The 13,244-nt window shown below is 53.7% G+C and carries 11 protein-coding genes; 1 reads left to right on the forward strand and 10 read right to left on the reverse strand.

Translation table 11 applies throughout. The features are described from left to right. Window positions 1–56: 56 nt before the first annotated feature. Genes IPK01_00160 through asnB form a run of 5 tightly spaced genes read right to left on the reverse strand, consistent with a single transcriptional unit; the run spans window position 57 to window position 5,743 of the window. Window positions 57–935: a class I SAM-dependent methyltransferase gene (locus tag IPK01_00160; GenBank protein ID MBK7931912.1), complete on the reverse strand. Its 879-nt coding sequence runs from the start codon at window positions 933–935 to the stop codon at window positions 57–59. Between the two features lie 22 nt (window positions 936–957). Then, window positions 958–1,578 carry a YdcF family protein gene (locus tag IPK01_00165; GenBank protein MBK7931913.1) on the reverse strand — a complete coding sequence of 207 codons (621 nt, stop codon included), beginning with the start codon at window positions 1,576–1,578 and terminating at the stop codon, window positions 958–960. After that, on the reverse strand, window positions 1,562–2,815 hold the full coding sequence (locus tag IPK01_00170) for a glycosyltransferase (GenBank protein MBK7931914.1): 1,254 nt from the start codon (window positions 2,813–2,815) through the stop codon (window positions 1,562–1,564). Before IPK01_00170 ends, IPK01_00165 begins: the two co-directional genes overlap by 17 nt. A gap of 5 nt (window positions 2,816–2,820) precedes the next feature. Continuing rightward, window positions 2,821–3,840 (reverse strand): GNAT family N-acetyltransferase, encoded by a 1,020-nt coding sequence (locus IPK01_00175; GenBank protein MBK7931915.1) that lies wholly within the window; start codon window positions 3,838–3,840, stop codon window positions 2,821–2,823. Window positions 3,841–3,844: 4 nt separating this feature from the next. Continuing rightward, window positions 3,845–5,743, reverse strand: coding sequence for an asparagine synthase (glutamine-hydrolyzing) (gene asnB, locus IPK01_00180; protein MBK7931916.1), 1,899 nt, complete (start codon window positions 5,741–5,743; stop codon window positions 3,845–3,847). Window positions 5,744–5,903: 160 nt separating this feature from the next. Here asnB and IPK01_00185 point away from each other — a divergent pair, with 160 nt between their 5' ends. Continuing rightward, window positions 5,904–7,499 carry a hypothetical protein gene (locus IPK01_00185; GenBank protein MBK7931917.1) on the forward strand — a complete coding sequence of 532 codons (1,596 nt, stop codon included), beginning with the start codon at window positions 5,904–5,906 and terminating at the stop codon, window positions 7,497–7,499. A 6-nt stretch (window positions 7,500–7,505) separates the two neighbouring features. On the opposite strand, the gene IPK01_00190 is transcribed toward IPK01_00185, so the two are convergent. The 5 genes from IPK01_00190 to IPK01_00210 form a co-directional block, all read right to left on the reverse strand. Further along, a complete protein-coding gene (locus tag IPK01_00190) occupies window positions 7,506–8,549 on the reverse strand; it encodes a glycosyltransferase family 4 protein (GenBank protein ID MBK7931918.1) in 1,044 nt (347 codons plus the stop codon). After that, window positions 8,549–9,691, reverse strand: coding sequence for a glycosyltransferase (locus tag IPK01_00195; GenBank protein MBK7931919.1), 1,143 nt, complete (start codon window positions 9,689–9,691; stop codon window positions 8,549–8,551). Before IPK01_00195 ends, IPK01_00190 begins: the two co-directional genes overlap by 1 nt. A gap of 15 nt (window positions 9,692–9,706) precedes the next feature. Further along, window positions 9,707–11,764 carry an alginate lyase family protein gene (locus IPK01_00200; protein ID MBK7931920.1) on the reverse strand — a complete coding sequence of 686 codons (2,058 nt, stop codon included), beginning with the start codon at window positions 11,762–11,764 and terminating at the stop codon, window positions 9,707–9,709. Window positions 11,765–11,901: 137 nt separating this feature from the next. Beyond that, window positions 11,902–12,096, reverse strand: coding sequence for a hypothetical protein (locus IPK01_00205; protein ID MBK7931921.1), 195 nt, complete (start codon window positions 12,094–12,096; stop codon window positions 11,902–11,904). Beyond that, a complete protein-coding gene (locus IPK01_00210) occupies window positions 12,093–13,244 on the reverse strand; it encodes a hypothetical protein (protein MBK7931922.1) in 1,152 nt (383 codons plus the stop codon). The genes IPK01_00205 and IPK01_00210 overlap by 4 nt, the downstream gene beginning before the upstream one ends.

Below are 13,244 nucleotides of genomic sequence, written 5' to 3' on the forward strand. Positions count from 1 at the left end.
AAAGTTCCCATTTCGCGCCTTCTTTATTGTTTCCGAACCGAGATCTCTCCGGCCCGCTACCCGTTTTTAGTTATTCTTTCAAATACGAACTCGTTACACCCCAGGCCAACTCCGCCGGTGGTTATCTTCTTAAGCGTGAATCCGCGTTCCTTATAGAATTCGAAGATCTCATCGACGGTCGCGACCTCGTATGGATAGCCGCCGACCCAATCGATGATGTCGTGCCAGCGGTTCATGCCGCGGCCGTTTTTGTATTTGGTCCACGAATGGACATAACTAATCGGTTTGAGCGTGACAATGCTGGCCGCGATCTTCTTTAGTTCATCGGGCAAGGTAACAGCGACGGCGAATGGGGTTTTCAGAACGCCCGGCAGTCTGCAATAGGTTTTCTTTATCCAATGCCAGCGACGTGCCTGACTTCCCGTGTCGTTGTAGATCGCGATGAAGAGCTTTCCTCCGGCGGTCGTCGGAATGACGGCATTCTCTAACGCACGCCACATCTCGCCCGTGTGATGCAGCACGCCCCACGAATAGACGACGTCGAATGTGCCTAACGAAGCGACATATTCAGCATCAAGTGCCGAGCCTTGTTCGACACGCCAGTTCGGGTCGTTCGCGAAATAGCGGTTCCGGAGTTCCTGCGTACACGCAAACGAATTGCTGTCAAAATCGAACGAATGAACGCGGGCCCCGAGTTTCCTGGCCGCCAGCGAAAATAGTCCGCTGCCCGAACCGATGTCGAGGAACGACTTGCCTTCGAGCGTTTCGACCTCGAGCATCGCCCGCAGCGATTCGACTGCGGTCGCGATCCGTTCGTCATTGAGAACCGAGAGAAACGCGTTCCAGTTCTTGCCGAACTCGAACCGCTCGCCGCTAGCGACCTCGCGGCCGTGTTGTTCGGCTATGTCTAAATTATTGGTCAATGTGGCACTCATCGTATTTGCAAGGGGCAAACCTCTACTTATAATAGGCGTAATAGACCGCCGATTTCACATATTCGCCCGCCACGAACTGCCACCCGCGAAGCTGCAGCCACCAGTAGTTCGGATTCGGTGTCCGGTCGGTCATTCCGGCGTGCTCGATGCCGATAGCGACGCCGGTGCCTGCTAGAATGCGGTCGAAGGTCCACAGTGAACGCCGCGAATGGTACGCGGATGTCACTACAACGACCGATCTGATCGAATACGTATCGAGATTTTTTGCGAGTACCTTTGCTTCTTCGTCCGTGCCCGCGACAATTTCGGTCAACACTATGACCGCTTCCGCCGGAACACCGGCAGCGGCCAATTCACGTTGTTCTAGTTCGACGTACGCGACATTTGTCTGCTCATTCTTTAACCAACCACCGCGTTCGCCGTCGTTCGTGATAAAAATTAGTGGAGCAATGCCGCGTTTATACAGATCCGCTGCCTTTCGGGTTCGTTCTTTGTAGACATACGAACCGCTTAGGACGATGATCGCGTCCGCCCTTTCGAGCGGCCGTTCGACGATCAGCCGGGCGGCAAGCCACGGAGCAATGAAGGCCCACGCCGCAATAAGGATCAAAAAGGCAATCGTTATCTTAAGTCGCAAGTCCATCCTTGGCGTCCGGCTCATTAGATGCGGAGTTATTTGCCGCGGGGTCACGCAGGCGGTTCTGACAGATCAGCATGCGAAGTTCATCAACCTTCGATTCCCAACTCTCGTGGGCAATAGCGTCGCTGACGACGTCGCGCGGTTTTGGGTTAGCGAGAGCAGCTTCGATCTTGGCAATAAAATCGGCATGATCGATTCCAACGAGGCAATCAGGGAGAACATGAACTTCAGGAATATCAGTCGAAACAACCGGCAGCCCGGCAGCCAAATACTCTCGAACCTTGAGCGGGTTGGCTGCCAGCGTCAGTTCGTTGATCGCAAACGGATTGAGCGCGACATCGAATGTCTTGCAATATGCCGGCAGTTCGGCATACGGCTTGCGGCCGAGGAAGTGGATGTTCGGGACGCCGTTGAGTATTTTAACCTTCTGCTCGGCATCGACCGCTATCTTGCCGATCAGCACGACCGAACCGCCGCTGAAATGCTCGGCCGTCTTTTTGATCAGCTCATAATCGACCCAATCAGCGAGCAGCCCGTGAAAGCCAATGATCGGCCGAGGCAGATCGGCGACTTCGGCCGGAATGGCAAGCGACGGATCCAGTGCCGTACGAAAATGCCGCCAGTCGGTGCCGTGGCGGATGAGAGACGTGTTCGAGTTGAAATGTCTTTTCTTATCGAGCAGATTTTCTGCCGACACGATCACCAGATCGGCCCGTTTGAACAAGCTGTCCTCGACAGCTTTCAACCCGTTCGACGCTCCGGTAAATGCCGTGTATTCGTCGACGCAATAATAGATCAGCTCGCTTTCGCCCAATCGTCCGGCGATCATTCCGGCGGCGGGATTAAAGACCATATTGACGGCATCATGCATACCGAGTCTCCGCATCGCCTTTTTGACCTGGCGGGCAAGAAAACTCTGATTGATCTTGAGGATCGAGGTGTTGCCGTACGACGGGAACGCAAGCGGATTGAGCACAAAAATATTCGGTTCGACCTCGCGGACCGGTTCGACAAATGCTTTGAGTTTTTTGACAATGCGCGACATGTCTTTTGATGACGTAGTCGGCATCCGGTTGGCGATGGCGTTGATCCAAAGGATGCGGTTATCCTTCGAAAGCACCCGCATAAGGTGCGTTTTCGAGAGCGGATCACCGGTCCAGTCGTGCGAAAAACACAGGATGTCGCGGCCGCGAAGTTCTTCCCCCGCGACAGATCGTTTCTCAAGATCAGATTTGCTCATCGTGCTCATGCAGTAACCGCTTTTATCCGTTTTCGCATATTTTCAGGCAGCGACTGATATGCTTTGACTGCCATTCGCTCGGCCCTTTCGCGTGTCTGGTGTCGCTTGAGAAATGTACGGTCGAATTGATAACGATGCGACGAAACGAGTTCCCCGCCAAATCGCGATAGAAATGTGTGCGACGCTCCAAGACTGAATTTTGCAAATCCCGCCGAACAGGCCCATTCTATTGCACGCCACCCTAAGATCTCGTTCGGCCGCAGCTTCTGATGATCACCAAGCGAGTTGTTCGCCGCATATTCGATAACGCCTCCTTCGCAAAATCTGAGAAAGGTCCCGGCGATGATCTTTCCTTCGGTCAAGGCAATAAATACCGCTCGGTGCTTGGAATGCAAAATATCCTGAAATGCCTCAAATGCGTCGGGGGCGAAGCCTTTGCGTGTATTCCAATCTTTGTGTATCTCATACAGCTCGGCGAGTTCGGCCTCAGTTTCGAGCCGTTTTACCTGTACGAGTCCCAGCTTCATCGTCTTGCGCAGGTCGGTGCGTCGGCGTTCGGAGAACTCCTTGAATAACGCATCGGGACCCTTTGAAAGGTCAAGCATCACGACTCGGCCCGCGTCTTCAGCCTCAAGGTGTGAGTAACCTGCGTCCTCCAACCCCTCGATCGGTTCCCAGCTGTGAAAGGTGAATAGCCCGACATTCGGGCCGGCAAATGCTCTCATTCCGTCCACCAGTGCCCTTGCGGCCGAACCGCGGTCGATGCCGTGCCGAAATGCGGTTTGCGGACGAACAGCCATTCCCGAGGCGATCTTTTTACCGGATCTTATTCCGGTAACAACTGCATCGACCCGTTCGTCCAGCAACGCCAAGACGGCGAACCGTTCGCCTTTCCCGGCGAACGGATCCACGAAGAAATCCGGAGTTACGTAATGCGACGCAAATAGAGCATCCTGCAGAAGATCATTCCACCGGGCGAGTAACTCTCCATTGGGCGGCTCGGTAATAATTTGAAATTTGTACATGTTCTCACCCATTCGTGCCATCAAAAAAGCGGCGTTGCCATATCTCAAAATTGACCAGAGCCCAGATCCGTTCGTCATGGTTCTCACCGGCGTTGTGCCTGGCAACGAGAGCCTGGACGAAATCCGCGTCAAAAATACCGCGTGCGAGAGCTCGTTTACCGAGCACACATTCGTCAACGATATGTTTGAACGGCCCGCGGAACCAGTTGCCGACCGGAACCGGAAAGCCCATTTTCGGTCTGTCAATTATTTCGGCAGGTAAAATGCCTTTCATCGCTTCGCGCAGTATCCATTTTGTCGTCGATCCGCGAAGTTTCATCTCACGCGGCATACGGGCGGTAAACTCGACCAGCCTGTGGTCAAGAAACGGCACACGGCTTTCTATCGATGCCGCCATCGACATCTGATCCTGTTTCATCAATAGCTCGTGGAGATACGTTCTTGTATCGGCATAGAGCAATTTATCTAAAACGTCTTCGGCGTCACATTTTTCGAGCCAGGCGTTCTGCCGAACGTATGGATTCCGATTTTCGAATTTTTCGGATATTTCGCGGCTAAACAATTGCTTCTGCATCGCCTTCGGAAACACACCGAAATTGTCAAAGAATAGGTTTTCAATATCGGCATCACGTGTCAGGAATGTCCGTTCGAGCTTTGTCGCGATGCCGCCGGGCAATGTTGCGACGCCGCCCCGGACCGCGTCCCGAAGGAACGACGGCGTTATAGACTCGTACTTTTCGCCGTAATTCAATAATTGCAGTGCTTTCGGATATCGCCCGTAGCCCGCCATCATTTCGTCTGCACCTTCGCCGGTGAGTACGACCTTTACGTGTTCCGCGGCGAGTTTCGATACGAAATAGAGCGGCACCGACGCGAGAAACCCGATCGGCTCATCCTCATGCCAAACTAGGTTTGGCAGAGCCTCGAAAAATTGCTCCGGCGTGATCGTTATCTCGTGATGATCGGTGCTGAATGTCTTCGCAACGAGTCTTGCGTATTCGAGTTCGTTGGCATCCCGCTCGCTGAATGCGACCGAAAATGTCTTGATCGGCTCATTGACCATCGTTGACATCATTGCGGCGATCGCACTCGAATCGATCCCGCCCGACAAGAACATTCCCAACGGAACATCTGCCATCAGCCGCAATTCGACCGATCTTCGGAAAAGCTCACGCCATTCGTCGATATATTCGGCATCGCTTCGGGCATCATGTTTGGGCTCGTAGCTGAGATCCCAAAATTCGCGAATGTCCAGCTTGCCGTCGCTCCATGTCAGCGTGTGGCCGGGCAGAAGCCGTTTGACTCCTGCGTAAAGGGTCTCGTCGCCCGAGGTGCCGTGGTTGGCGAACTGATCGGGCAAGGCATTGAAATTGATCTCGGCTTTGACGGCACCAGCTTCAAGTAGAGCCTTTATTTCCGAGGCGAAAAAGAAATTGCCGTCTCTGTCGTGAACGTAATAGAACGGCTTGACGCCTAAACGGTCGCGGGCGATAAAAAGCTCTTGTTTTCCGGAATCCCAGATCGCAAATGCGAACATTCCGCGTAAATATTCGACACAGTCGCGGCCGTGCTTTTCGTAAAGGTGAAGGATCGTCTCGGTATCGCTGTGATTTTGAAATTTGTAGCCGTCGGCGATCAGTTCGTCGCGATAGTCGGCGTGGTTGTAGACCTCGCCGTTGTAAACGATCGCGACATTGCGGTCCGCACTGAACATCGGCTGGATCCCGTGCTTCGGATCGACGATCGCGAGTCGCCTGTGCCCGAGCCCTATGTTCTTGTCAACAAAGATCCCGCCGTCATCTGGGCCCCGATGGTGCAATATGTCGCGCATACGCGTCAGGACGTCAGCCGAAACTTCCCGACCCGACCGCGTTGTAAATGCAATGCCGTTAATACCGCACATAAGAGTTATAAATAGTATGAATTGACGCGAATTTGCAGACTTTGGCGCGCGTCCACGCGAGGCTTTTAATAGATTAACGGTTTTACGCTCTTTTTACCAGATTTTTTCATCGGATCAAGTGGATTTCGTGCGGTTTTAACCGTTTAATAGACAAACGATTGTGGAAGCCGGATATCAAATGGTAGGAAGTGCGATAAATGTACGAGCGAGATCGATCGCTGCTCCGCGACGCTCAGCCATTCGACTATGGCTGTTTGCGGCGGCTGCTTTTGCAGTCGCAGGATCGGTGTATGGTTTTGACTTCTATTCGGGCAAATTCGGCATAGCGGCTCCGAGTGCCGTGATAATGGAGACTCCGGCCGGAAAGGTGATCAAAGTGCCGCCCGGCGGCAATATTCAGGCTGCGATCGAGCGGGCCAGTGGCGGCGACGTTATTGAATTGCAGGCAGGCGGCGTTTACAGCGGACAGGTGACGCTTCCAAGCAAACCGATCACGGATTTCATCACGATTCGATCGTCAGCCGCGGCCCAACTGCCCGAAGGCGTCCGCGTCACGCCGTCCCAACGCTCGTCGATGGCGACGATCACGTCAGGAATGCTTGGCCGGGCGGCCGTCATGGCTGAGAATGGTGCTCATCATTTCCGCTTCGTCGGCATCGAATTCACGTCCGCCGGCACGATATTCAATTACGGCCTCGTCGTCCTGGGCGGCAGCGAAAAACGGCCGGACGCAGTACCACACTCGATCGAGATCGACCGATCGTATTTTCATCCGCATAAGCCCGGGCGTTCACGACGCGGCATTGCCGCTAACAGCGCCAAGACAACGATCACCAACAGCTATTTCGAAGGCTTTGCCGTTGCCGGCGAGGAAGCTCAAGGAATCTGCGGTTGGACCGGATCAAAAGACATAAAGATCATCAACAACTATATCGAAGGCGGCGCTCAGAATATTATGTTCGGCGGAGCCGATCCCATGAGTAGTGAGCTGACGCCGTCGGATATTGAGATCCGCGATAATCATCTCGACAAGCCTAAAGATTGGGTCGGCAAATACACGATCAAAACTATTTTTGAATTGAAGAACGCCAAACGCGTCCTATTTGCGAACAATCTGCTGACCAACAACTGGATCGGCTCCGCATTTCGCATAACCGTGCGAAATCAGGACGGCGGTGCAAATTTCTCGACCATCGAGAATGTTATCATCCGCGACAACGTGATCAGAAACTCAGGTGACGGGATGAACATCCTTGGTAAGGACGACACTCATCCGAGCCAGACCCTCAAGGATCTGACGATCGAAAATAATCTGTTTATCAATATCGCAGGCGGAAACGGATTTGACGGAAGCGGTTATCTGCTGCAGATCGCCGAGGGCGAGAACATCACATTCGCCAATAATACTGCCTTTAACTCAGGCAACATCGTCACCTTTTACGGCGGCATCCCTCGAAATTTTGTCTTTCGCGACAACATCACCGGTCACGGCAACTATGGCATTCACGGGCCGGTGGATCTGAGATCGGCGATATTAAGAGCGATGTTTCAGAACAACCTATTTATGAACTTGAACGGAGTCAGCTCCGGCGATCACGCTTTTCCCGAAGGCAATACGATCGTCAACTCCATCTCGGACGTAGGTTTTGCTAATCCTACAGCAGGTGATTATCGGCTTTCGCCGAACAGCCGCTACCGTGGAAAGGGTCGAGGCGGCAAAGACCTGGGCAGCAGCCTGCCGCCGCGTGAGCAGTAGTTCGATCTATAGCAATTCTCTGTACGAACCAACGACGGCTGCGATATTTTCGTTGCCGTTTTCTTGTGTCGAAACCGTCCGTTTGCCATTTGATACAGCCGTACGGACAGCCTCGGCCAGGCCGCTTCGGTCATCGTTCTCGATCAATACAACCCCGCGAGGCCTGGAACCGTTGTCCGTCGCGATAACCGGCGTACCCAGATAAAGAGCCTCACGCACCGAGATCGCGTCGCCGTCAAACAGTGTCGTCCGCAGCAAAATATCAGCGTTCCTGATCAGATGCAGCGTTACTGCATGCTCGACATTTCCGGCTAGGCAAATGTGCTCAGAAAACTTCGTCTTCTCGATCGCTTCTTCTACATTGCGTCTGATTGAACCGTCGCCGACGATCATCAATCCTGCATTTGGATAAAGTGCCAAGATCTCTTTCATTGCCGCAACCTGAAACAGCGGATCATAATCCGGTTCGAGGCCTCCAACCGCAAGGAGAACGGGTGAATGTCTCTCACAAAAATTCTTCAATTCTTCCGGAATTGCGACAAACGGATCCGGTTCCTGCAGAGAATAGGGTGCAATGACGCGGATCTTTTCATCGGTCACACCGAACCGTCGAAAGACATCGGCAATCTGCTCATTGACTGCGATGACACGGGAAAATCGCCTGAATATCATCCCGCGAATTGAGAACGGCCGCGCTCGCTTCGCTTCTTCAGTCTGAGGATATGCTCCGGAATGGACCGTCAGGACGCTCCTATTACCGCCAAGGACCGAACACGCAAAGGCGAGTGCAAGCACGCGGACGTTTAGTTCGCCGCCGACGTGGAGATGCAAGACATCGAATTTCAACGCCCGCACCTGCTTGATCAGTCCCAATGCCGAGCCCGGGTGGTAAACATCAGGTTCGATTTTTGCATCTGAGCTTTTTGTGGTCGCGATGATCGAACAAACATCTCCGTTACGTAGTATTTCGTCGCGTATCGCAAGCATATTGCGGCTCACACCGCCGACCGGCGGCGGATATGGCCCGAGTTGTAACACATGCAATGCCATCAGGATTTGCGGCCGTCTAAAAGATCGCCGTAGAGTTTCAGTGTCTCGGCAAGCCGGGAATCTTGGGAGAATTTTTCGGTTACGATCTTTCGGCCTTCAAGTCCAAAGCTTTCGGCCTTTTCGGCGTCCGAAAGCAGCCCCTTCAGCCTCGCCGCCAAAGCCACATCATCATCCGATGATATCAGATAGCCGGACGCTCCATCGGCGATCGCCTCGGCAGCACCACCGACCTTGGTCGCAACGACCGGCTTTCCGGCAGCCATATATTCGAGTATCGAATTCGAAAACCCCTCAGCCGTCGATGTTAGAACACAAATGTCCGATGCCGCCAGCAAGGCCGGGACGTCGGCACACCCTCCAATAAAATGAACATTTTCCTCAATTCCGAGCTCAGAAGATATTGCTCTCAGCCGCGGCCCAAGTTCACCTTCGCCCGCTATGACAAAATGAGCATTCGGCATCGTCCGAACGACCGTTTTCGCTGCCCTGAGCAGCATTGGAATGTTCTTGACCGAATGTCGAAGATTGGCGACGAGCGTGATGAATTTAGCATCATTGTCTGCCGGCAGGCCAAATCTTGCTGCTATTGAGGCCTTATCAGCGACCTTCGTCAAAAACCGAGAAAGGTCGAGACCGTTGTAGATCACATGGATCTTTGCTTTACTGACCGATCGTTCGATCAGATGCTCACGAACAGCCGCCGCATTTACAACGATCGCATCTGCCCGGCCGAAGGCCAGCTTTTCTACAAAGTCCTGCCCCGGCGTGCGCATGGCGCCGGTCTCGCGTTTTGATGCGATACGAACAGGAATGCCCGCCAGCGTTGCTGCCGCCATGCCGAACACATTGGTGTAAAAATCATGAGTGTGAACAACGTCGATCTTATTCGCTCGCAAATACGAGGAGCATAGACGCACTTGACTTACAAAATTGGCATTATAAAACGAAGTAAGTTTGAATTCTTCGATCACCGGCAATCCGAGGACCTCGATCTCGTCGAGCAGAATTCCCTCTTTGTTAAGCGTCGCGACATGAACATCGTACGTCGCGTCAGAATGCAGCAGCCGCGCAAGTGACACAGCCTGACGTTCAGTGCCGCCCTGGTGAAAGCTGCCGATAAATTGTAGTACGCGTTTCTTCAACTGGAATGGAGTGGGTCAATCGAGCGTCAGGGTTGCGAACTCACCGTCCGACCGTACGCAAAGATCGCTGCCGAACCGGCGAATTGCCGCCGATCCGTGGATCTCGTCGCCTTCGAATAGTTCGTGGCCATCGACCGCGAAGCGGTTTCCGCCGACGAGCACATATTCCTCCGGCACCGATTCGCCCAACGCGAGCCTTGCCCACGAAAAGCGGAAGTTCGTATCAAAGAGCTCGGTCCTGAGCGTTTCGCCGTCGCCCGCAACAAAAACGTCCGTGTAGCCGCGGTATTTTATGACGAACGCCCGTCCGCCTGTTATCGGCATCTCGAATACCTCTGGTTTGAGGTGTCCCGTCTCGGCGGGCATCAGAAACGTAAAAAACTCCTGCGTCCCGCGGCCCTTTATCGTGAATCTTAGCAGCGGAGCATTGACCTTGTTGCCGTATTCGTTCGAGACCCAACTTTCATTCTGATGCCAGCTTCCACCGTCGCCAAACGAAAAAATACGGTGACGGTCGTCGCCGGTAAAATCGCCTTCGATATCGGTCGCGATCTTACTGTCGACTGCGTAGTGAAAATTCAACGCGTGCTCATGTTCTCCGGCCGTCCGCACGAGGTCGCGAATGATCCAGTAATCGTTCTTGAGGAACAAGATGCTCCGGGTCTGGGTTGCACCGCCGGACAAACTGCTGTACCCGTCTACCTTGCCTTCGAAAAAGTCGAACCGGGCATCCGTAACACATGCTGTCTGATTTGCCTCGGCTCGAGATCTCCAGTTGAAAATATTGTCCGGCTCGGACGACGAGCGATTGTCGATCGTGATCGTATTGTGTGCCGGCGTCGAACGAAACAGATCGCGCATCTCCCTCGAAGCGTGATACGAATACGTTCCCGGATCGACCAGCAGAGTACGTCCGTGGATCGCCGTATCGATCGATAATGCATCGGCATGGCCGTGGCCTCCCGCGATCGCACCGACCTCGCCGCAGTCGACGACCATGAAATTGTCTGTTTCTGTCCAGCCGTCACGCATTGCAAAATAGCCGCCGGCAGCAAAGTTCTTACTTGTCGCAGCAGGCTCGGCTGCCGCGAGACCGTCGAAGTCTGCGGCTGCGTCGGCTCCGAGCAGCCAGAAAACTTCATCTCTGCGGTTCCCTGCAACGAATTTCAGATCGCTTCGGCCGAACAATGCAGCACCCGCAGCAAGCGTTCCGCGAAAGTCACCTGACCTTGCATCCGTCAGCGGCAGCAACCGTCCGCCGTCATCGTCGCCGATGATCGGGGTCGTGCCGTCCGGCCGCGTCAAATGCATCATGAATTCGAAAGCCCTGCCCAACCTCTCGTCCATCAATGCATTTCGCCGGTCATAAAAACTGTCATAGGACAGCGATCGGAGTATTGCGAACTGCGTATAGAAATCGACACTATAACGTTGGTACCATGTGCTCTGCTCAAAATACACGCCGTCGCTGTGAAACTGACGCGTCACCTCGTCAAGCAAAATATCCTGGCCGAGCTTTCGCCAATGCTTCGCCCGCAACATGAACGGCATTTGCGTGCCGAGATAATATAGGCCGAGTGCCTCGCCTGTAAGGTGCGTATTCGGGCTGTAATATTTCGACAGGTATTTTTCGATATGGCGACCATGGAGATGCAGCATCTTGAGCGCCATTTTGAAGATCTCGGGCGTAAACGCCTCCGAATGACGAAAGAAATGAAAAGCCCAGATCCATGACATCGCCCGGAACGAAACCTCGAGACTGCTCGACCAGTTGATGCCGATCCCGGGCGGATTCTGCTCGATCCAAGATTCGAGATGACGGACAAACGTCTCCGCAAACCGCTCATCACCCGTCAGCAAATACGCGACGCCGAGAGTAAAAAAATGCTGGTGCCTATTGAGCTCCCAGACGATCTTCTTGTCGCCGGTCTCGCTGCTGTCGAGTTCGTCGAACTCCTTCCAGTGCTTCGCAGGCGAGCGAAAACCCGAAACCGGTTCGAGGTGCCAATCGACCTCAGTTCCGACATAGAGGTTTTTGTAACCGAGCAGATCGAACCGGCCGGCGATTATCAATTCAGCCTTTTCGACAAAATACTTGCACGTCTTCTCGCCGACACACTCACGATAGGCACCGGCGGTATCACCGACAAATGACTTGAAAAACCGCTCGTCGGCGTTCTTGTAGAATTTTTGCCACAGGCTCTCAGCAATTATCGGCGAACGGCCGAACTGCGATGAATCGACCAGCCGTTTGAATTCCTCATCGCTCGGAAGTTTACTCCCGATGCCGATCGTTTCTCCGTATGCAGAAAAGCCTGGCCGCTGCGCGAGAATAGCTCGCCGATGCTGCGTCCGCGGATCTTCTTGATCTTTGAAAATCGATTTGTTGTCGATCCTACTGTCATACGTTCTGCATTATCGCCTTCAGCCGATAATCTCTGTGCTCATTCGGGCTCCCCGTCTTGCCGTCGACGGCGGCGGAGACCATATTAAATAATTCGCGAGCCGATGCAAAGTGTATCGTTCGTTTGCCCGACCTTTCTGATTCCTCAATGATGCCGCCAAAAAATCTCCTTGCATCCTCACCGATACAAGCTGATTGGTCTCGATCAAAGAATCCGTGGCAGTAGAGTTTTACAAATATCCAGTCCGGCTTACCTGCGACCGTGATATTGGTCGAGGTCCAACGCCGCAGTCTCGACGGCGACGTTCCCATCGCTTCGGTCAACGAGCCATCCTCGATCCGCGGCACCGGCAAACCGCGCTTGAGCCGCGTATAGTCAAACGTCAGAGGCCCGGTAATTATTAGTGGCAATACGCTCTGTTTTCCATTTACGCCGACCCGTCGGCCACGCGAATGCGGCACGGCCAACTCCGGATCGCCCTCGTATTCATATATTTGATTTATCAAAGGCACCTGAGTCTCATCAGGTGCGGACGGCAATGTAAGATCGGCATAACAGCCGGTATCGCGAAGTATCGCCATCTCATTATCGACGCCGCAGAATTTGCCGGCGGCGGAATTCGCCAACGCCAGATTGCCGTGAACGAACGCATACATCGGATCGCCGCGGCCGTCCATTCGTGACAGGCATCTGTGTTCATCCGCGAGCGTGTCGCGAAAGCCGATCAGCGTTTTACGCAGGTTTTCGGCCGTATCGGGCCGCTCGACGCCGTGATGCAGATGGATCTCGACCTCGCCCAGACCTTCCGCCTGCATCTCGGCCATGATATCGATTATCTCGGGATGATATTGCTCAGCCGGATAAAAATTGGTGTGGCGAAATTTGGTCCCGTCCATATCGCGGACAGCCTCGCCGGTCTCGCGTGCCGTTTTGTGATACGCCTTAAGCCGTGCGATCTGTGTTTTGTGATCGAGTATTCCGTTATCGCTCCAGCCCGGCTCGAAGTGGTTGGCAATCGTGAAAATGATGTGCTTGTGTTCGAACGCTGTTTGTTCGAGCAATGACGCCGCCCGCGACCCTGGATAGCGGACGAGCCATGGCAAATTCGAACGGAGTTTTGAAAGGAATGTTGGTTCTGCTCGTTGCAT

The sequence above is a fragment of the Acidobacteriota bacterium genome, assembly GCA_016713675.1.
Classification (GTDB): domain Bacteria; phylum Acidobacteriota; class Blastocatellia; order Pyrinomonadales; family Pyrinomonadaceae; genus OLB17.